This window comes from Halobacterium sp. NMX12-1, from assembly GCF_040435975.1.
Taxonomy (GTDB): Archaea; Halobacteriota; Halobacteria; order Halobacteriales; family Halobacteriaceae; genus Halobacterium; species Halobacterium hubeiense.
Genome location: NZ_CP159204.1, coordinates 2,479,587 through 2,497,537, shown reverse-complemented (window position 1 = coordinate 2,497,537; position 17,951 = coordinate 2,479,587). Strand labels below are relative to the sequence as shown.

Annotated in this window: 21 protein-coding genes; 14 read left to right on the top strand and 7 right to left on the bottom strand. The window is 69.3% G+C overall.

The window, feature by feature from the left end:
• Positions 1-8 precede the first annotated feature (8 nt).
• Positions 9-581: a DUF6149 family protein gene (locus ABSL23_RS15045; RefSeq protein ID WP_353634351.1), complete on the bottom strand. Its 573-nt coding sequence runs from the start codon at positions 579-581 to the stop codon at positions 9-11.
• A gap of 159 nt (positions 582-740) precedes the next feature.
• Between ABSL23_RS15045 and ABSL23_RS15040 the strand changes: the two genes are divergently transcribed.
• The 3 genes from ABSL23_RS15040 (at position 741) to ABSL23_RS15030 (ending at position 2,807) form a co-directional block, all read left to right on the top strand.
• Positions 741-1,994: an FAD/NAD(P)-binding oxidoreductase gene (locus tag ABSL23_RS15040; RefSeq protein ID WP_353634350.1), complete on the top strand. Its 1,254-nt coding sequence runs from the start codon at positions 741-743 to the stop codon at positions 1,992-1,994.
• Positions 1,995-2,126: 132 nt separating this feature from the next.
• A complete protein-coding gene (locus tag ABSL23_RS15035) occupies positions 2,127-2,339 on the top strand; it encodes a hypothetical protein (protein ID WP_353634349.1) in 213 nt (70 codons plus the stop codon).
• Between the two features lie 48 nt (positions 2,340-2,387).
• Positions 2,388-2,807 carry a hypothetical protein gene (locus ABSL23_RS15030; RefSeq protein ID WP_353634348.1) on the top strand — a complete coding sequence of 140 codons (420 nt, stop codon included), beginning with the start codon at positions 2,388-2,390 and terminating at the stop codon, positions 2,805-2,807.
• Positions 2,808-3,043: 236 nt separating this feature from the next.
• Here ABSL23_RS15030 and ABSL23_RS15025 read toward each other — a convergent pair whose 3' ends face one another.
• Positions 3,044-3,832 (bottom strand): ABC transporter permease subunit, encoded by a 789-nt coding sequence (locus tag ABSL23_RS15025; RefSeq protein ID WP_353634347.1) that lies wholly within the window; start codon positions 3,830-3,832, stop codon positions 3,044-3,046.
• The gene (locus ABSL23_RS15020; RefSeq protein WP_353634346.1) at positions 3,825-4,724 is read right to left on the bottom strand and encodes an ABC transporter ATP-binding protein; all 900 of its coding nucleotides are present in this window, start codon (positions 4,722-4,724) and stop codon (positions 3,825-3,827) included. Before ABSL23_RS15020 ends, ABSL23_RS15025 begins: the two co-directional genes overlap by 8 nt.
• 345 nt (positions 4,725-5,069) lie before the next feature.
• Here ABSL23_RS15020 and ABSL23_RS15015 point away from each other — a divergent pair, with 345 nt between their 5' ends.
• A complete protein-coding gene (locus ABSL23_RS15015) occupies positions 5,070-5,615 on the top strand; it encodes a DUF5815 family protein (RefSeq protein ID WP_353634345.1) in 546 nt (181 codons plus the stop codon).
• 169 nt (positions 5,616-5,784) lie between these two features.
• Complete coding sequence (gene carB, locus ABSL23_RS15010) at positions 5,785-9,015, top strand: carbamoyl-phosphate synthase large subunit (RefSeq protein WP_353634344.1); 3,231 nt, start codon at positions 5,785-5,787, stop codon at positions 9,013-9,015.
• 1 nt (position 9,016) lies between these two features.
• On the opposite strand, the gene ABSL23_RS15005 is transcribed toward carB, so the two are convergent.
• Positions 9,017-9,283, bottom strand: a complete 267-nt coding sequence (locus ABSL23_RS15005; protein WP_353634343.1) for a hypothetical protein — start codon at positions 9,281-9,283, stop codon at positions 9,017-9,019.
• Positions 9,284-9,554: 271 nt separating this feature from the next.
• Here ABSL23_RS15005 and ABSL23_RS15000 point away from each other — a divergent pair, with 271 nt between their 5' ends.
• Genes ABSL23_RS15000 through ABSL23_RS14990 form a run of 3 tightly spaced genes read left to right on the top strand, consistent with a single transcriptional unit; the run spans position 9,555 to position 10,622 of the window.
• The gene (locus tag ABSL23_RS15000; protein ID WP_353634342.1) at positions 9,555-9,710 is read left to right on the top strand and encodes a hypothetical protein; all 156 of its coding nucleotides are present in this window, start codon (positions 9,555-9,557) and stop codon (positions 9,708-9,710) included.
• Positions 9,707-10,075, top strand: coding sequence for a hypothetical protein (locus ABSL23_RS14995; RefSeq protein WP_353634341.1), 369 nt, complete (start codon positions 9,707-9,709; stop codon positions 10,073-10,075). Before ABSL23_RS15000 ends, ABSL23_RS14995 begins: the two co-directional genes overlap by 4 nt.
• The gene (locus tag ABSL23_RS14990) at positions 10,065-10,622 is read left to right on the top strand and encodes a hypothetical protein (RefSeq protein ID WP_353634340.1); all 558 of its coding nucleotides are present in this window, start codon (positions 10,065-10,067) and stop codon (positions 10,620-10,622) included. The genes ABSL23_RS14995 and ABSL23_RS14990 overlap by 11 nt, the downstream gene beginning before the upstream one ends.
• Here the strand turns inward: ABSL23_RS14990 and carA are convergent.
• A complete protein-coding gene (gene carA / locus ABSL23_RS14985) occupies positions 10,593-11,651 on the bottom strand; it encodes a glutamine-hydrolyzing carbamoyl-phosphate synthase small subunit (RefSeq protein WP_353634339.1) in 1,059 nt (352 codons plus the stop codon). The genes ABSL23_RS14990 and carA overlap by 30 nt on opposite strands.
• 97 nt (positions 11,652-11,748) lie before the next feature.
• On the opposite strand from carA, the gene ABSL23_RS14980 reads away from it, so the two are divergent.
• The 5 genes from ABSL23_RS14980 to ABSL23_RS14960 all read left to right on the top strand — a co-directional run bounded on the left by ABSL23_RS14980 (position 11,749) and on the right by ABSL23_RS14960 (position 15,925).
• Entirely contained in the window at positions 11,749-12,162 is a 414-nt protein-coding gene (locus tag ABSL23_RS14980) for an Lrp/AsnC family transcriptional regulator (protein WP_059057417.1), read from the top strand.
• Between the two features lie 148 nt (positions 12,163-12,310).
• A complete protein-coding gene (locus tag ABSL23_RS14975) occupies positions 12,311-13,576 on the top strand; it encodes a glycoside hydrolase family 3 protein (RefSeq protein ID WP_353634338.1) in 1,266 nt (421 codons plus the stop codon).
• Positions 13,577-13,579: 3 nt separating this feature from the next.
• A complete protein-coding gene (locus tag ABSL23_RS14970) occupies positions 13,580-14,788 on the top strand; it encodes a glycoside hydrolase family 3 C-terminal domain-containing protein (protein WP_353634337.1) in 1,209 nt (402 codons plus the stop codon).
• 49 nt (positions 14,789-14,837) lie between these two features.
• Positions 14,838-15,461, top strand: a complete 624-nt coding sequence (locus ABSL23_RS14965; protein WP_353634336.1) for an NUDIX domain-containing protein — start codon at positions 14,838-14,840, stop codon at positions 15,459-15,461.
• A gap of 47 nt (positions 15,462-15,508) precedes the next feature.
• A complete protein-coding gene (locus ABSL23_RS14960; RefSeq protein WP_353634335.1) occupies positions 15,509-15,925 on the top strand; it encodes a desampylase in 417 nt (138 codons plus the stop codon).
• A gap of 2 nt (positions 15,926-15,927) precedes the next feature.
• On the opposite strand, the gene ABSL23_RS14955 is transcribed toward ABSL23_RS14960, so the two are convergent.
• Both ABSL23_RS14955 and ABSL23_RS14950 read right to left on the bottom strand, forming a co-directional pair.
• On the bottom strand, positions 15,928-16,164 hold the full coding sequence (locus ABSL23_RS14955) for a hypothetical protein (RefSeq protein WP_059057413.1): 237 nt from the start codon (positions 16,162-16,164) through the stop codon (positions 15,928-15,930).
• A complete protein-coding gene (locus ABSL23_RS14950) occupies positions 16,158-17,204 on the bottom strand; it encodes a zinc-binding dehydrogenase (RefSeq protein WP_353634334.1) in 1,047 nt (348 codons plus the stop codon). Before ABSL23_RS14950 ends, ABSL23_RS14955 begins: the two co-directional genes overlap by 7 nt.
• 73 nt (positions 17,205-17,277) lie before the next feature.
• Here ABSL23_RS14950 and ABSL23_RS14945 point away from each other — a divergent pair, with 73 nt between their 5' ends.
• A complete protein-coding gene (locus tag ABSL23_RS14945) occupies positions 17,278-17,913 on the top strand; it encodes a MogA/MoaB family molybdenum cofactor biosynthesis protein (protein ID WP_353634333.1) in 636 nt (211 codons plus the stop codon).
• Positions 17,914-17,951: the final 38 nt, after the last annotated feature.

The following is a 17,951-nucleotide window of genomic DNA, read 5'->3' as shown; positions in this document are numbered from 1 at the left end:
TACCGGCGCTACGTCCCGGGGCTCTTCGAGGGGTCGACGTCCTCGGGCTCCTCGACGTCGCCGCGCTGTACCTCGCCGTCCTCGGTCTCGACGTAGACGTCGTCGGCGTAGCCGCCTTCCGCGTGCTCGAAGTCCGCCTCGTCGAGGCGCTCGGGCGTCGCCGGGGCGTCCGCGACGCCGTCGGCGGGCCGGAACTCGCCGAGCGGGTCGTCGACGCTGATGCCGTGGGCGTCGAAGAACGCCTCGTAGCGCTCGTAGTGGTCGGTGAGCTCGCTCGGCGGGAACTCCAGCATCTCCGCCCAGCCGTGGTTGTAGAAGTCGAAGTTCGCGACGATGTGCGTGGTCTCGCGGGCCTCCGCCTCCGTGTAGCCCGCCTGCAGTGCGGCGAGGTACATGTCCATCGTCGCGTCGAAGAAGTCTTCGAGGTGGGCGCGTCGCTGCTCCCGGTGGGCCTCGTCGGCCTTCCCCGAGAAGATGCGGACGTGGAGGTCGACCAGCCCCTTCTTCGCGACCGAGCGCACGCCGGGCAGTTCCAGCGCCTTCCGGGACGCGAAGTGCTTGGCGTTCTGGTGGAGTTTCACGTCCGCGGGTACGGACGCGGGCCTAAAGAACGTCCCGACGCGGCGCCGACTGCGCGCGCCGGCCGGGTGGAATCGCCCGCGTGCGCCGCGTTCGCGCAACATTCTCCGCCCGCCGGAGAGATAGCAATCCACTTTAACCCGGAAGGCGACACCCCAACTATGAGCGAGTCCTACGTGATAATCGGCGACGGCATCGCGGGCAGCTCCGCCGCCGAGGCGATCCGCGAGGAGGCTCCCGACGCCGACGTCACCGTCGTCACAGACGAGGGCGAGGCCCTCTACAACCGGATTCTCATCAAGGAGTTCGCGAAGGGGAAGCTCCCGGAAGCCCCCATCAGCATCCACGAGACCGACTGGTACGACGAGCGCGACATCGACCTCCGGCTGAACACGCTCGTCACGGACGTCAACCCCGACGCCCACACCGTCGAGACCCACGAGGGCGACGAGATTAGCTACGACAAACTGCTGGTCGCGGCGGGCGGCACGCCCAACCAGCTCCCCGTGGAGAACTCCGACGCCGACGGCGTCCACCACTTCTGGACGTTCCAGGACGCGCGCAAGATTCGCGAGCACGCCGAGAAAGCCGACACCGGCGTCGTCGTCGGCGCGGGCCTGCTCGGCATCGACCTCGCGGCCATCTGCGGCGGGCAGGACGTCGACGCGAAGTACCTGATGCGCGGCGACCGCTGGTGGCGGTACGCGCTCAGCTCGGAGGGCGCCGAAATCATCCACGACGGCCTCCGCGAGATGGGCATCGAGCCCGTCTTCGAGTCCGGCGCGGACCACTTCGAGACGAACGACGACGGCGAGGTCGTCGCGACCGTCGACGGGAACGGCGACCGCCACGAGTCGGACTTCGTCGGCGTCGCCATCGGCCTCGACTTCAACGTCGAAATCCTCCAGGACACCGACGCGACCATCGAGAACGGCGTCCACGTCGACGAGTACATGCGCACCGACGTCGAGGACGTCTACGCCGCCGGCGACATCACCCAGTACTGGGACACCATCATGGACGAGCGCGCGCAGAACGGCTCGTGGGGCTCCGCGAAACAGCAGGGCGCGCTCGCGGGTCGGACGATGCTCGCGGACGAGGGCCACGACGTCGACATCGAGCCGTTCCGCTGGGTGTCCTCGTACTCGATCACGCACTTCGACTTCCCGTTCCTCTCCTTTGGCTTCCCGACGATGGGCGACGAGTCCTGCGAGCGCAAGTACAGCGACACGGAGTGGCGCCGCCTGACGTTCAAGGACGGCAAGCTCATCGGCGGCGTGCTCATCGGGAACCTCGCGCCGCAGTCGAAGTACAAGCAGCTCATCAAGGACGAGGCCGTCGTCGCCGACCAGCAGGACGTCCTCCTCCAGGAGAACTTCGAAATCGACGAGCTCGCGCTCGCCCAAGAGCAGTAACGCCCGGCTCGCTCGTTCGTCGCTCGCTTCTCGCGGATTCGTCGTCGCGCATCGCCGAGCGCCGACCCGCCGGTACCCTTATCTTCTTTCGTGACATACGTTGGCACGGCACACGGTACTGCCGGTGAGCACATGAACCCGATTCTGGAAGCAACCGAGACCGCGCCCGCGACCGTCGAGGAAGCGGTCCGCGACTACGACGAACTCCACGACCGAGCACAGGCCGCCCTCCCGGACGCCGTCGACGGCGACGGCGTGACAATCCCCGAGGACGTCGCCGACGACCTCGCCGACGGCGAAGTTGTCCGGTTCACCGGCTACTACCGCCTCGACATCGCCCAGTAGCGGGCCGCGACCGAAGCCGTTTTTCCCGTTCGCGCCCCACGTCCGGCCATGAGCCAATCCGGCGGCAGCACGGACATGACCCTCGCGTTCGAGCTGTCCGCGCTCCAGGAACTCGCGAAACCCGGGACCGCGTTCGCGGGCGCGCGCCAGTGGACCGAGTACGTCGGCGTCGTCTCCGACGAACCCACGTACGTCGTCACCAACTTCACGCGCAAACGCCGCATCCGACAGGACTTCTTCTCGGGGCCGAAGGGCCGCGAGGAGAGCCTCGAATCCGTCAAACGCCAGTTCGACACCGAACGCCACGTCTTCATCGGCGTCGACGACGACGACCGCGCGCTCGCCGAGGAAGTCGGCTGGGAGTACCTCCCGCTGGAGGACGCTGCGGAGAAAGCCGACTGGGACCTCGCCAGCGAGGCCGACGACGAGCCCGAGGAAGAAGCCGAAGTCCGCGACGACTGGCCCTAACCCACTTTTTGCTGCGCTCGCGGCCTCCGGCCGCTCGCTGGCAAAAACTTGGGGAAAAAGCACTCCTCACCCCCTCCGGGAGTTCGTCGGCCTCGCGGCTTCGCCGCGAGTGAACCGCTTCACTCGGGTCCGCCGCGAGAGCTTGCTCTCGCGTGCCCTCGTTCGCTTCGCTCACGAGGACTTCGGACCGCTCACTCGCGGATGCTCACCATCGGTAAATTCGATTCCTTCGTCGCCTAATTCACGTCCTTCCGCCGGAAGTGCAGTTGACTGCCCGCAACGAGCAGCAGCGTCGCAGCCACGAGGATGGCGGCACCGGCGAGGTCGTAGGTGCCGTCGACGAGAATCGCGGTCGGGTCGAAGTACCGCATCGGCGCGATTGCGCCGGCCCACGCGTAGTCCGTGCTCGTCACTATCGACTCCAGCAGGAACAGCCCGAAGACGGTCGCCATCGCCGCGCGCTGGGCGACGCTCTCGCGGTCCGCGAGCACGCTGAACGCCAGCCCGACTGCCGCGCACGCGAAGAGGTACGGCAGCGAGAGGAGGTGGACGACGACGAGGTCGCCGGTGCCGACCGGGTAGCCGATGACTCGGGTCGCGAGCCACGTCACCGCGGCGACGACGACGTTGACGAGGACAATTCCGGGCGCCAGCGAGAGGAACCGCTCGGCGACGAGGCGAGCGCGGGAGACGGGCAGCGAGAGGAGGACGTCCATCCGGCCGCTCTCGACGTCGCCCGAAATCAGGGAGGCGGCGCTGTACGCGAGGTAGAGCCCGAGCAGGATGACCCACGCGAACTGGTAGAGCTCCGTCGCGAGAAAGCCCTCGATGGTGTTGAACGCGCGCAGGCCGAACGCCTCCACGAACGCCGGCGGGAGCGCCTCGACGTACTCCTGCAGGTCCAGATTCCCGGTCAGCGACGGGAAGAACGCGGCGTACATCGCGCTGAACGCGGAGAGGCCGACCGACAGCGCGAGCGCGCCCTTCACGCGCTTGCGGGCGCCGTAGGCCGCAATCTCAAGCACCGTCTTCACCCCCGTAGAAGTCGAGGAAGACGTCCTCCAGCGGCGCTTCCTCGACGTCGAGTTCCTGCAGCGGGTAGCGGTCGAGTTCGTCCACGAGCGCGTCCACGTCACCCGTGAACGTAAAGGAGACGCGCGTCGCGCCGTCGATGGGGCGGCGCGTGAGGTCCGAGACGCCGGGCACGTCGAAGGCGCTCTCGGGAACGTCGCCGGCGACGCGAGCGCGGACGACCTTCCCACTGCGGTCCAGCAGGGTTTCGACGTCCTCGACGGCGACGAGTTCCCCGTCGCGGAGCACAGCCACGCGGTCGCAGATGCGCCGCACCTCGCTGAGGACGTGACTGGAGAACAGGACGGTGACGCCGCGCTCGCGCTCGTCGCGCACGAACTCGTTGAACCGGTCCTGCAGCAGCGGGTCCAGCCCCGAAGTCGGCTCGTCGAGGACGACGACGGCGGGGTCGTGCATGAACGCCTGCACGATGCCGAGCTTCTGGACGTTCCCGGTGGAGTATTCGCGCACGGGGCGGTCCAGCGGCGGCTCGAACCGGTCGAGGAGGTCCGCGCGCCGGCTCCCACCTTTCAGCGACTCGTGGAGGTCCAGCACTTCGCGCCCGGTCGCTTGCTCGTCGAACTGGGGGTTGCTCGGGAGGAAGCCGGTGTCCGCGAGCGCGTCGAGGCGCTGAGCTTCGACGGTCGTGTCGTGCCCGAGAATCGAGACGGTGCCCGAACTGGGCGCTTGCATCCCGAGGAGCGTGCGGAGCGTCGTCGTCTTTCCGGCGCCGTTCGGCCCGAGGAACCCGAACACTTCGCCGGCCTCGACCTCGAAGGAGACGCCGTCGACGGCGACGAGGTCCCCGTAGCGCTTGGTGAGGTCGCGGAGTTCGATGGCGGCCATAGCGGACAGACGCACACACCTGTCAAGAAGATTCGGCCCGAACGCACGCGATGGCCAACGACGCAGCCGGTAGCGGGTGGACTGAGCGAACGCTATGCGTTCGCGAGGGTCGGAAGACGAACGCAGTGAGTCTTCCGGGACTGAAAGGGGCGGCGGAGTCGACGAAGACGGACGACGCAAGCACCGCAGGGAGCGAAGCGACCGAGGAGCGCAGCGAGGCCCCCGAGTCGACTCCGCCGGGGCTTTCTGGACGTTCTGGTCGGCTTCGACTCCAGTGCGGACGACGGATATTGTTCTGGGCGGCGTTCGCGGGGCTTAACCGGTCGGCGGGCCAACGGCGTGGTAATGACCGAGCCGCGCGTGCCGGGCGCCGAGGACGACGACGCGTGGGTGGACCTCCCGTGCGGGGAGGAGGCCCACGTGAAGGACTTCGACTTGGGGATGCGGGAGTACGAGTGCTCGTGCGGGGAGACGCACGCGGTCGTGATGGACATGCATCCGCCGTCGCGGTTCGTACCGGAGGACATCGTCGCGGTGCTGAAGGAGGCGGTGACGCCGGCGCCCGACGACGAGTTCGAGGAGTTCGGGACGCCGCACTTGATGGGCGCGGTGATGGAGCAACTCCCCGAGGACATCGTCGCTGTGGACGAGAGCGAGAACGGGAGCGTCGGGTACGCGCTGCTGTGGGTGACGGACCTCGACGCGCGCGAACTCCACGAAGTCGTCGTCGAGCTCGTCGTCGAACTGATGGACCACGCGGTGAGCCACGCCGACGACAGCGGCACCGAGAGCGAGTTCGAGCAGCAGATGCAGGAGTTCGACGTCGGAGAGTTCGTCGAGGCGTATCGTGCCCAACGGGACTTCGAGGACGAGTACGACACGCCGGCGTAGCCGGTTCACGATATTTTCGGTTCGGAGTTCTGCCGCGTGCGTCGCGTAGCGCCGTTCAGTCGGTCGTGTCGTCGCCGCGCCCATCTTGCTTCGATTTTCGTAATTCGACTTCGAACTTCTGTCCATTCCGCGGGGCTTATTACGATGGGCGAACTCCGAACGAGTAGCAATGAGCGAGCACGACGACCGCACGGTACTGCTCATCGGGAGCGGCCCCATCCAGATCGGACAAGCGGCTGAGTTCGACTACTCCGGCGCGCAGGCGTGCCGGGCGCTGCAGGAGGAGGGCGTGCGAGTCGTGCTCGTCAACTCGAACCCGGCGACCATCATGACCGACCCCGAGATGGCCGACGCGGTCTACATCGAGCCCATCACGACCGACGCCATCGCGGAGGTCATCGCGAAGGAGAACCCCGACGGCGTCATCGCCGGGCTCGGCGGGCAGACCGGGTTGAACGTCACCGCCGAGCTCGCCGAGGAGGGCGTCCTCGACGAGTACGACGTCGACATCATGGGGACGCCGCTGGACACCATCTACGCGACCGAGGACCGCGACCTGTTCCGCCAGCGCATGGAGGACCTCGGCGAGCCCGTCCCCGCCTCCACGACCATCACCCTCGACGAGGGCGAGTCCGTCGAGGACTTCGACGAGGACGCGCTGCGCGAGCGCGTCGAGGCCGCCGCCGACGAGGTCGGCGGGCTGCCGGTCATCGCGCGCACGACGTACACGCTCGGCGGGAGCGGCTCCGGCGTCGTGAACGACATGGACGAGCTCGTCGCTCGCGTCCGGAAGGGTCTGCGCCTCTCGCGGAACGACGAGGTGCTGGTCACCGAGTCCATCGAGGGCTGGGTGGAGCTGGAGTACGAGGTGATGCGGGACGCCGACGACTCCTGTATCATCATCTGCAACATGGAGAACATCGACCCGATGGGCATCCACACCGGCGAGTCCACGGTCGTCACGCCCAGTCAGGTCATCCCGGACGACGGCCACCAGGAGATGCGCGACGTCGCGCTCGAAGTCATCCGTGATTTGGGCATCCAGGGCGGCTGTAACATCCAGTTCGCGTGGCGCGACGACGGCACGCCCGGCGGCGAGTACCGCGTCGTCGAAGTGAACCCCCGCGTCTCGCGGTCGTCCGCGCTGGCGTCGAAGGCGACCGGCTACCCCATCGCGCGGGTCACCGCGAAGGTCGCGCTCGGCAAGCGCCTCCACGAAATCGACAACGAAATCACCGGCGAGACCACCGCCGCCTTCGAGCCCGCCATCGACTACGTGGTGACGAAGGTGCCGCGGTGGCCCAAGGACAAGTTCCCGGACGTGGACTTCACGCTCGGCACGGCGATGAAGTCCACGGGGGAGGCGATGGCCATCGGGCGAACGTTCGAGGAGAGCCTGCTGAAGGCGCTGCGCTCCTCGGAGTACGACCCCGACGTCGACTGGTCGGACGTGAGCGACGACGAACTGGAAGCCGACTACCTGGAGACGCCGTCGCCGGACCGCCCCTACGCGGTCTTCGAGGCGTTCGACCGCGGCTACACCGTCGACGAGGTCAACGACTTCACGAACTTCCGCGAGTGGTACTTGGAGCGGTTCCAGAACGTCGCGGAGGCCGCGGAAGCCGCCAGCGAGGGCGACTTCACCGCGGCTGCCACCACGGGCTTCACGAACCACGAGATTTCGGCGCTGGCGGGCGAGGAGTTCGACGACGCGAACGCGTCGTGGCTCCCGGCGGCCGCCGACGACGCGGAGGACGAACTCGAAGCCGACGGCGCCGGTGCGAGCGTCACCGACGTCGAGGAGGCCGTCCCCGGTCGCTCGTACAAGCAGGTGGACACGTGCGCCGGCGAGTTCGCCGCGCAGACGCCGTACTACTACTCGTCGCGGCGCCCCGAGTGGTTCAGCGGCCCGCTCAAGGGCGACGCGGCCGCGGGCGAACTCCGCGTGAACACTGACGTCGACTCCGTGGTCGTCGTCGGCGGCGGCCCCATCCGCATCGGGCAGGGCGTGGAGTTCGACTACTGTTCGGTGCACGCGGTGCGCGCGCTCCGCGAGGAGGGCATCGAGGCGCACGTCGTGAACAACAACCCCGAGACCGTCTCCACGGACTACGACACCAGCGACGGCCTGTTCTTCGAGCCGATTACGGCCGAGGAGGTCGCCGACGTGGTCGAGGCGACGGACGCGGACGGCGTGATGGTGCAGTTCGGCGGCCAGACCTCCGTGAACATCGCGGACCCGCTGGAGGCCGAGTTACAGCGCCGCGGCCTCGACGCCGAGATTCTCGGCACGAGCGTCGAGGCGATGGACCTCGCGGAGGACCGCGACCGGTTCAACGTCCTGATGGACGAGCTCGGCATCAGCCAGCCCGACGGCGGCTCCGCGACCAGCGAGGCGGAGGCGCTGGACCTCGCCCACGACATCGGCTACCCGGTGCTCGTCCGCCCGAGCTACGTGCTCGGCGGGCGCGCGATGGACGTCGTCCACAGCGACGAGGAGCTCAAACACTACATGGAGGAGGCCGTCCGGGTCAGCCCGGACAAGCCCATCCTCGTCGACGAGTTCCTCGCGGACGCGGTCGAACTCGACGTCGACGCCGTCTCCGACGGGGAGGACGTGCTCGTCGGCGGCGTGATGGAGCACGTCGAGACCGCGGGCGTCCACTCCGGCGACTCCGCGTGCACGATTCCGCCGCGCTCGCTGGACGAGGAGACGATGGGCCGCGTGCGCGAGGTCACCGAGGACATCGCCACCGCCTTGGACACCGTGGGCCTGCTGAACGTCCAGCTCGCCGTGCAGGACGGCGAAGTGTACGTGCTCGAAGCGAACCCGCGGTCCTCGCGTACGGTGCCGTTCGTCTCGAAGGCGACCGGCGTCCCCATCGCGAAGCTCGCGGCGAAGGTGATGGCCGACTACTCGCTTTCGGACCTCGACGTCAGCGAGGGCGTCCCCGAGCAGTACAGCGTCAAGGAGGTCGTGTTGCCGTTCGACCGCCTGCCGGGCTCGGACCCCCGGCTCGGCCCGGAGATGAAGTCCACGGGCGAAGTGATGGGCACCGCCTCCGAGCCCGGGCTGGCGTACTGGAAGGCCCAGCGCGCCGCGGGCAACGACCCCGAAGTCGGCAGCACCGCGGTCGTGGACCTCCCGGTCAGCGGCTTCGAGGAGTTCTTCGACGTGCAGCACTTCGACGACCTCTCGGAGGCGATTCGCCGCGGCGACGTCGACTTCGTGGTCTCCGACGACCGCGACGCGCTCGAAACCGCCGTCGAGGAGGAAGTACCGTACCTCTCGACGGTCGAGAGCGCGGAGGCGATGGTGGAGGGCGTCGCCCACCACGACGACGACCTCGACGTGCTGCCGGTCGGCGACCGCCCGATTCGCGACGAGCAGTGGGGCTGACTCAGGCGACTGCGAGGACGACGGCGCCGACCGCGACGAACGCGGCCAGCGCGTACCACGGCTCCCGGCGGACGGTGCGGCCGGCGACGCTGCCGTAGCGCCGGAGCCCCAGCGCCGCCGCGACGAACACGACCGCGAGCCCGACGCCGAGGTCGGTGTAGTTTATCGCGTGGAGGTAGCTGGCGAACGCGCCGACGGCCGCGCCGAGCACGCCGGCGTGCCACTCGCGGAACGTGAACGCGTTCTCGGAGAACACCGAGTCGGACATTGGTTTCCGATTCTCCGGTGAGGAATTTATAGCTTCGGTGGCCGCGGCCGCTCGTGTCAGTTCGCCGCCCAAACGGCTTAGTGACCGCGTCGAAAAGCGGCGGACAGCATGGCGCTGCCGACGTGGGCGACGCACGTGACCGTCGCGCTCAACATCGTGACCCTCGCCGCGACCACCGGTCGCGTGCACGTTCGCGACCATCGCAGCGGCGGGCTTCCGGGAGACTGAGTGGGGTCGCGCGCTCGCCCCGCTGCCCGTCGTGTTCGGCGCGATGACAGTCTCGACGGGCGCGACGCTGCACCCCGCGACGCCCGCGGATGGCGGCCAGCTCGCGCTGGCGATGTGGGCGATAGCCATCGTCGCCATCACCGTCTCGTGTTGGCGGTTCGTGGCCCTGTTCACGGAACGGCGGGTGGTCGGCCGATGACGTCGTCGGGCGGCGGGTTCGCGTGGTTCGTCTGGCTCGCGGAAGTCGTCGTCCTCGTCGCGCTGTGCGCGGGCTTCACGTACCCCGTGGTGGCGTACTCGCGGAACGTCCTCTACCGGGAGGGCGTCCTGCTGCTGGTGGCCGCGCTCGCCTGTCTGATGGCCGGGTCGGTGCTGGAACTCGTCGTGGACGTCACCAGCGCCGGCGCGCTCGTCGAGGTGGCGGCGTACGTCGCGTACGCGGCCAGCGGGGTCGTGAGCGCCGCCGCGACGTGGCGGTTCGCCCGCGAGTTCGTGACGTTCGGCCGCGAGGGCGTCGAGATAGAGGCCGGCGAGTTCACCGGAGGGTTCGAGCGTGACTCCTGAACTCGACGCGCGACTCGGCGACCTCGGGGCCGGCGAGGTCGCGTTCTGCACGCAGTCCAGCGGCCAGCGAATCGTCGACGCGCTCCCCGAGTCGGCGTTCCGGAACCTGCTTCTGGTGACGACCGACGGAAACCTGAAGCGGCTCGAACGCCGCGTCGAGGAACGCGGCGGGGACCCGCGCCGCGTCGGCGTCGTCCCGGTCACGGGGACGGAAGTCGACTACGACGGCCCGCTGTGGGTGACCGACCGCGTCGCGCCCAGCGACCTGACGGGCGTCAGCATCCAGTTCTCGAAGGCGTTCGAGCACGTCGAGCCCGAGACCGGCTGGGTGGTCGTCGACGGCGTCGGCGTGCTCTCGATGTACGTCGCCGGCGAGCGGCTGTTCCGGCTGCTGGACACGCGTGGGGGCGGTGCGCGCGCGGAACGCCCGCGGCGTGCTGGCGACTGCGGCGGGCGTGCTCGGCGAGCAGGCGACGACGCAGCTCCGCGGGCTCGCGGACGAAGAAGTACGGCTGGATTAGTCGGCGGTGACCGTCGTGCGGCTTGAGGCCAGCGCGAGCACGTCGTCGAAGAAGTCGAGGCTGTCGTGGGGGCCGGGGTTGGCTTCGGGGTGGTACTGGCGCGTGATGACGTCCAGCTCCTCCGAATCCAGCCCCTCCGGGGTGTCGTCGTTGACGTTTATCTGCGTGACTTCGAGGTCGCCGGGCTCGGCGACCGTGTAGCCGTGGTTCTGCGTGGTCATCACGACGCGCCCGGAGTCGTAGTCCAGCACGGGCTGGTTGACGCCGCGGTGGCCGAAGTCCATCTTCTCGGTGGTGCCGCCGAGCGCGCGGGCGACGACCTGCTGGCCCAGACAGATGCCCGCGACCGGGAGGTCGCCGACGAACTCCGAGACGAGGGTTTCGGCGGCCTCGAAGTTCGCGGGGTCGCCGGGGCCGTTCGAGATGAACAGCACGTCCGGCTCGACGGCCGCCAGTTCGGCGGGCGTCGTGTCGTAGGGGAGGACGTGGACTGTGGCGCCGCGCTCGACCAGCGAGGAGACGATGGAGCCCTTGGCGCCGCAGTCCACGAGCGCGACGTCGGTGTCGCCGTCGCCGTGGACCTCGGGTTCGGCGACGCTGACGCGGCTGCCGATGTCCGTGAGGTCGCTCATGTGCGGGCAGTCCTCGAGCTGGGATTTCGCGGCCTCGGGGGTGGCGTCGGGGCCGGCGGCGATGCCGACCTTCATCGCGCCGCCCTCGCGGATGTCGAGGACGAGGTCGCGGGTGTCGAGGCCGTCGACGGCGGGGACGCCCTCCTCGGCGAGCCAGTCGGCGACGTCGTCGGTGAGTTCGCGGGCGACGACGGCGCTGGGGTGGACGCGGTCGGATTCGAAGCGTTCCTCTCGGACGCCGTAGTTCCCGATGAGGGGGTACGCGAAGGTGAGCACTTGCGCCTCGTAGGACGGGTCTGTGAGGCTCTCCTCGTATCCGGTGTAGGCGGTCGTGAACACGAGTTCGCCTCGCGCCTGCCCGGGGGAGCGGGCGTTGGCTTCGACCACGTCGCCGGTCTCTAACGCGAGGTAGGCGTCCGACATTACGAGATTCAAACGCACCACCAGAGTATAAATCTTGCTTTCGTAGCGAAGTTACGAATTTCGCAATCCTTTTCGTCCGGGGGACCAACACTGGGGCATGGACGACATCGACCGGCGCATCCTCGACGCGCTGCGACGGGACGCCCGAACCCCCTACACGGAAATCGCCGACGACGTCGGCGTCAGTGAGGGCACCGTCCGCAACCGCGTCGACAGCCTCCTCGAAGACGGCGTCATCGAGCGGTTCACCGTCGCCACCTCCACGGGCAACGTGAAGGCGATGATTGAGATTGGCGTCGCGATGGACGTCGACACCCACGAGGTCGGCGACCGCATGGTCGAGTGGGACCCGGTGGACTTCGTCTGGCAGGTCTCCGGTGAGGACGACATCGTGCTCGTCGTCGACGCCACGGACACCGGCGGCGTCAACGAACTCGTCTCGAAGGCACGCGAGCAGGAGGAAGTCGTCTCCACGAAGACCCGGCTCATCCTCGACGAGAAGCTCGGCTGATCACCACCCTCTCCAACGCCGCTACGCCCCGAATTCCTCGACTGTCCCGGATCTTCTCTCCACCCCGTAGTCATTTATATGCACTTCCTCGGGGTTAACTCCACGTCTGACGTAGATTTATTTATCTCTATCATTATTATTCACTCGGATGTCAAAGAATACCGAGAAAAGTGTTGGCAGGGAGCACAGCACGTCCCGACGGACGTTCCTCAAGGTGACCGGCGCCACCGCGTCGGTGGCGGCGGGCGCGAACCTCGGCGTCGACGCCGCGAGCGCCGACGACGGCGTGGACGTCGACGACCTCGTGGACGAACTCACGCTCGAACAGAAGGCCGGCCAGCTCACCCAGAAGGCGATCGGGTCGTTCGACCTCGACGGCGCGGTCGGCGACGCCACCGACGACACGGTCGCGGAGCTGTTCACCGAGTACGGCGTCGGGTCGCTGTTGTACGGCGGCGCGAACCCGCCCGAGTACGACCCCGAGACCCACGCCGCGAAGCTCAACGAGCTCCAGCGGTACAACATCGAGGAGACCGAGCACGGAATTCCGTTCGTCTTCGGCGTCGACGCCGTCCACGGGAACGTCACCGTCGACGGCGCGACCGCGTTCCCGCACAACCTCGGGCTCGGCGCGACGCGGAACGTCTCGCTGGCGCGCGAGGTCGCCTCCGTCACGAGCGCGTCCGTCGACGCCATCGGCGCTCACTGGACGTTCTCCCCGACGACGGACCTCCAGCGCGACCCGCGCTGGGGGCGCTTCTACGAGGGGTTCAGCGAGGACCCCGAACTCGTCGGGAAGTTCGGGAAGGCAAAAGTCGAGGGCTACGAGGGCGACGCCGACACGCCCCAGGTAGCGGCGACGGTCAAGCACTTCGGCGGCTACTCGATTCCCCACAACGGCAACGACCGGAGCGCCGGCCGGACGTCGATGCGGGACCTCCGCACGAACGTCCTCCCGCCGTACGAGCGGGCGCTGGCCGCCGATCCGGAGACGGTGATGGTGAACTCGGGGACGGTTAACGGCGTCCCCGCGCACGCCTCCGCGTGGTTGCTAACCACGATTCTCCGGGAGCGCTGGGGCTTCGACGGGATGGTCGTCTCCGACTGGAAGGACTTCCAGCGGATGGTCACCTACCACGACTACGTGCCGGACCTCCGCGCGGCGACGAAACTCGGCCTCCGCGCGGGCGTGGACATGTACATGCACCCCGACGACACCGGGGAGTTCGTCTCCATCGTCGTGGACCTCGTGGAGTCCGGCGAGCTGGAGGAGGATCGCGTCGACGAGGCGGTCGCCCGCGTCCTCCGGTTCAAGGAGCGCCTCGGCCTCTTCGAGGACCCGTTCGTCGACGAGAGCGCGGTCGCGGACGCGGTCGGCGCCGGCCGCGACGTGGCCCGGACTGCGGCCGAGTAGTCGATGACACTGCTGGAGAACGACGACGCCCTCCCGCTGTCCGGCGACGAGAACGTCCTCCTCACGGGGCCGTTCGTGGACGGTGACGCCGCCCTGCACGCCCAGATGGGTGGGTGGACGCTCGGCTGGCAAGGCATCATGGCCGACAGCGCGCGCCCGTGGGCGACCACGCTCCGCGAGGGCGTCGCCGACGCAATCGGTGCCGGCTCCGTCACCGTCGAACAGACCGGGTTCACGTTCCAGCCGTGGCAGAACGGCGACGGCTACGCGTTCGACAACGAGGAAGCGGTGCGGGCGGCCGCCGCGGACGCCGACGCCGTGGTCGTCACAATCGGCGAAGGTCCGCACTCCGAGGGGTACGGGGACCGCGACGAACTCGCGCTCCCGGACGCCCAGCAGGCCGTCGTCGCGGCGGTCGCCGACGCCGCCGGCGACGACACGCCCGTCGTCGGCGTCGAGTTCGCGGGGAGTCCGCGCGGCGGCGCGCGCACGTTCGAGCACCTCGACGCGCTGTTGATGGCGTACCAGCCGGGGAGCGCCGGCGGGTCGGCGGTCGCGCGCACCCTGTACGGCGAGCACGTCCCGAGCGGCCGCCTCCCGTTCGTGTGGCCCCAGCACGTCGGACAGGCCACGAACCACTACAACGCATACCCGCCGTCGCGCGGCAACGACCCCCTCTACGAGTTCGGCCGGGGGCTGAGCTACACGTCCTTCGAGTACGCCGACCTCGCGGTCGAACCGGGCACCGTCGAGTCCGCGGCGGAGCGCGACGCCGTGACCGTCTCCGTGACGGTGACGAACACCGGCGACCACGCCGGCTACCACGTCGTCGAGGCGTACAACACCCAGTCCTACGGATCGGTGCTCCAGCCGAACCGCCGGCTGCTCGGCACCGAGCGCGTGTCGCTGGACCCCGGCGAGAGCGCGCGCGTCGAGGTCGAAGCGCCGCTGCGCACGCTGTCGGTCGTCCCGGGCGCGATACCCGGCGTCGAGGGCAAGCGCGTGGAGGCCGGCGACTACGAGGTGTCCGTCGGCGACCAGACCGCGACCCTGACCGTCGCGGAGACGGCGTCCGCCGGCGAGGGCGAGCCGATTCCCGTCGAGACCGACGACGACTGGTCGCCCGGCAACAGCGACGACGGCAACGGCCGCGGCCCGCCGGACGACAAGCCCGGGAACGGCAACGGCCTGCTCGGCAGACTGCTCGACTGAGCCGGCCCGAGTCGAAGCGCTATTTACCCACGTGCCCGTCGGTGACGCCATGAGCGATTCAGGGCCCGACGTGCCCGTCCAGTCCGCGCGCACCGACGAGACCGCGGAGAACGCCGAACAGGACGTCGTGGCCGTCGACGCCTACGACGAGAAGGAAGGCCTCGTGAACCGCCTGGACGCCCACACGGGCGACGGCATCCGCCACCGCGCGTTCACGTGCCTGCTGTTCGACGAGGACGGCCGCGTGCTGCTCGCCCAGCGCGCCGCCCGCAAGCGCCTCTGGGACACCCACTGGGACGGCACCGTCGCCAGCCACCCCGTCGAGGGACAGACCCAGAAGGAGGCCACCCGCGAGCGCCTCGAAGAGGAGCTGGGCATCACGCCCGACCAGTACGACGAACTGGAGGTCACGGACCGCTTCGAGTACAAGCGCCACTACCTCGACGAGGGCCTCGAGTGGGAGGTCTGCGCGGTGCTGGTGGCGACGCTCTCGGACACGAGCCTCGACCCCGACCCCGACGAGGTCGGCGGCGTCCTCTGGGCTGACTACGAGGACCTCTACGAGAACCCCCGCTACTACCGCCAGCTCCGGCTGTGCCCGTGGTTCGAAATCGCGATGCGCCGGGACTTCGAGGGCGACGCCGACCCGGTGCCGGACGGCACCCGCGAGTAACGCGAGCCGTCGGGCGGATTTTTCCGGCTCCACCACGAAGTACGGGTGTGCTCGAACTCGGTCGCGCGGCCTACGACGCGGTGCTCGATCACGCGCGAGCGGACGCGCCGCGGGAGGCCTGCGGCGCGCTTCTCGGCTACTGCGAGGACAACCGCGTCCTCGTGGAGGCGGTTCGGCGCGTCCCGAACGTGGCGGACGCGCCCCGGCTCACGTACGAACTCGACCCGGAGACGACGCTTTCGGTCTTCGACGAGGCCGAGGCGACGGGCCGCGAGGTCGTCGGCTTCTACCACTCTCACCCCGCCGGCCCGGCGCAGATGAGCGACACCGACCGCGAGGAGGCGTCGTGGCCGGGGTACGTCTACGTGCTCGCGTCGCTGGCGGCGCGCCCCGCGCTGTTGGACGCGTGGACGTGGACCGGCGAGCGCTTCGAACGGGAGGCCGTCGTGCTGCGCGAGGACTGAGTCTACTGGCCGCGGACCGCCGTCCAGACGCCGATAGCACCGAGCAGTATCGCGGGCACCATCGGCACCGCGAGGTACGTGTCCCGGAACCCGAGCCCGAAGCTCCCGGGGCCGACGACGTAGAGGTACAGCGGCGCGACAATTCCGGAGACGACGAGCGCGGCGACGACGAACCACTGCGCGCGCTCGCTCATGCCGCCGGCGTCGTCGTGGTCCTCGCGGGGGTCGTGGGTCACCATTGGCGTTCGCTGTCGGGGATTACGACTACCTTCCCAAAGCCCTCCCGGTTCTCCAGTCGCTCGTGGGCGCGGGCGGTCTCGCTCATCGGGAGCACGTCCCGAATCTGCACGTCGAAGGTGCCGTCCCAGACCAGCGAGAGCGCGTCGTCGGCCTCGCCGGGCGTCGCCATCGTCGACCCCAGCACCGAGAGCTGGTTCCAGAACAGCCGCTGGACGTGCGTCTCCGGGCGGCCGCCGGAGGTCGCGCCGCAGGTCACGAGCCGGCCGCCCTTCGCCAGCGAGCGCAGGGAGTCGCTCCACGTCGCCTCGCCGACGTGGTCGACGACCACGTCCACGCCGCGCTTGCCGGTGCGCGCGCGAATCTCGTCGGCGAAGTCCGTCTCCGTGTAGTCGATGGCGTGGTCGGCGCCGACTTCCTCGGCGTACCGGAGCTTCTCCGGACTGCTCGCGGTCGCGTACACCTCCGTGCCGGCGTGAGCGGCAATCTGGACGGCGGCGTGCCCGACGCCGCCGCTGGCTCCCAAGACGAGGACTTTCTCGCCGGCCTCGACGTCGGCGCGCGTGTGCAGCATCCGCCACGCGGTCTGGAACACGAGGGGTGCTGCCGCCGCCGTCTCCCACGCGACGCCCTCGGGCACCGCGACGAGGTTGTCCTCGGGGACCGCGGCGTACTCGCTGTGGACGCCGGGGACGTGCTCGCCGAGCACGTGGAACGACGCGCACAGCGGGTAGTCGCCGTCCCGGCAGAACTCGCAGTCCCCGCAGAAGACGCCCGCAGACACCGCCACGCGGTCGCCGGCCTCGAAGCGCGTGACGTCTGCGCCCGTCTCGGTGACGACGCCCGCGGCGTCGCTTCCCGGGACGTGGGGCATGTCGAGGTCGAGTTGCGGCATCCCGCGGCGCGTCCACACGTCGAGGTGGTTGAGCGCGCCCGCCTTCACGTCCACGAGCACCTCGCCGCGGCCGACCTCCGGGTCGGGGACTTCGCCGTACTCGACGACCTCGGTTCCGCCGTGGCCCGCGAACTGGACTGCCTGCATGCGCGGGGCGTCGCGGCCCCCGACCAAAACTGTGGGGTCCACGCTTTTCCCCTCGGAGCGCGAACCCGTGGCCATGGTCGACTTCCAATCCCGGGACACGCGCGTGGACGACGACGAGACGCCGGCAGACGACGCCAGCGACGAACCGGACGACGACCCGTTGACCGAGGAGAGCGAGCCCCACGAACACGATGACGAGGCGGACCACGACCACCACCACCACGACGTCGAGCGCGTCGGCGTCGCGATTCTCACCGTGTCCTCCTCGCGCTCGCTGGACGACGACCCCGCCGGCGACGCCATCGCCGCGGCGTTCGAGGCCGACGGCCACGAGGTCGTCACGCGAGAGCTCGTCCGCGACAGCTACGACCGCGTGCAGGGCGGCATCGACAACCTCGCCGGCCGCGGCGACGTCGACGTCGTCGTCACGACCGGCGGCACCGGCGTCACGCCCGACGACGTCACCGTGGAGGCCGCGGAGCCGCTGTTCGAGAAGGAGCTGCCGGGGTTCGGTGAGCTGTTCCGCCGGCGCTCCTACGAGGAAATCGGGGAGAAGGTCGTCGCCACGCGCGCCACCGCGGGCGTCGCCGACGGCGTGCCCGTGTTCTGCCTGCCGGGCAGCGAGCACGCTGCCGAACTCGGCAGCGAGGACGTCATCGTGCCCGAAATCGGGCACCTCGTCGGGCTCGCGAGCCGCGGGGACGCGTAGCCGGCGGCTCCGCGGCGAATCGGTCGGAAAAGAACGGC

What these genes read in the sequence shown, in the direction of transcription:
- ABSL23_RS15040 (WP_353634350.1), top strand. Translation starts at nt 741, where the DNA reads ATGAGCGAGTCCTACGTGATAATCGGCGACGGCATCGCGGGCAGCTCC.
- ABSL23_RS15035 (WP_353634349.1), top strand. Translation starts at nt 2,127, where the DNA reads ATGAACCCGATTCTGGAAGCAACCGAGACCGCGCCCGCGACCGTCGAG.
- ABSL23_RS15030 (WP_353634348.1), top strand. Translation starts at nt 2,388, where the DNA reads ATGAGCCAATCCGGCGGCAGCACGGACATGACCCTCGCGTTCGAGCTG.
- ABSL23_RS15020 (WP_353634346.1), bottom strand. Translation starts at nt 4,724, where the DNA reads ATGGCCGCCATCGAACTCCGCGACCTCACCAAGCGCTACGGGGACCTC.
- ABSL23_RS15015 (WP_353634345.1), top strand. Translation starts at nt 5,070, where the DNA reads ATGACCGAGCCGCGCGTGCCGGGCGCCGAGGACGACGACGCGTGGGTG.
- carB (WP_353634344.1), top strand. Translation starts at nt 5,785, where the DNA reads ATGAGCGAGCACGACGACCGCACGGTACTGCTCATCGGGAGCGGCCCC.
- ABSL23_RS15005 (WP_353634343.1), bottom strand. Translation starts at nt 9,283, where the DNA reads ATGTCCGACTCGGTGTTCTCCGAGAACGCGTTCACGTTCCGCGAGTGG.
- ABSL23_RS15000 (WP_353634342.1), top strand. Translation starts at nt 9,555, where the DNA reads ATGACAGTCTCGACGGGCGCGACGCTGCACCCCGCGACGCCCGCGGAT.
- ABSL23_RS14995 (WP_353634341.1), top strand. Translation starts at nt 9,707, where the DNA reads ATGACGTCGTCGGGCGGCGGGTTCGCGTGGTTCGTCTGGCTCGCGGAA.
- carA (WP_353634339.1), bottom strand. Translation starts at nt 11,651, where the DNA reads ATGTCGGACGCCTACCTCGCGTTAGAGACCGGCGACGTGGTCGAAGCC.
- ABSL23_RS14980 (WP_059057417.1), top strand. Translation starts at nt 11,749, where the DNA reads ATGGACGACATCGACCGGCGCATCCTCGACGCGCTGCGACGGGACGCC.
- ABSL23_RS14975 (WP_353634338.1), top strand. Translation starts at nt 12,311, where the DNA reads ATGTCAAAGAATACCGAGAAAAGTGTTGGCAGGGAGCACAGCACGTCC.
- ABSL23_RS14970 (WP_353634337.1), top strand. Translation starts at nt 13,580, where the DNA reads ATGACACTGCTGGAGAACGACGACGCCCTCCCGCTGTCCGGCGACGAG.
- ABSL23_RS14965 (WP_353634336.1), top strand. Translation starts at nt 14,838, where the DNA reads ATGAGCGATTCAGGGCCCGACGTGCCCGTCCAGTCCGCGCGCACCGAC.
- ABSL23_RS14955 (WP_059057413.1), bottom strand. Translation starts at nt 16,164, where the DNA reads ATGGTGACCCACGACCCCCGCGAGGACCACGACGACGCCGGCGGCATG.
- ABSL23_RS14950 (WP_353634334.1), bottom strand. Translation starts at nt 17,204, where the DNA reads ATGCAGGCAGTCCAGTTCGCGGGCCACGGCGGAACCGAGGTCGTCGAG.
- ABSL23_RS14945 (WP_353634333.1), top strand. Translation starts at nt 17,278, where the DNA reads ATGGTCGACTTCCAATCCCGGGACACGCGCGTGGACGACGACGAGACG.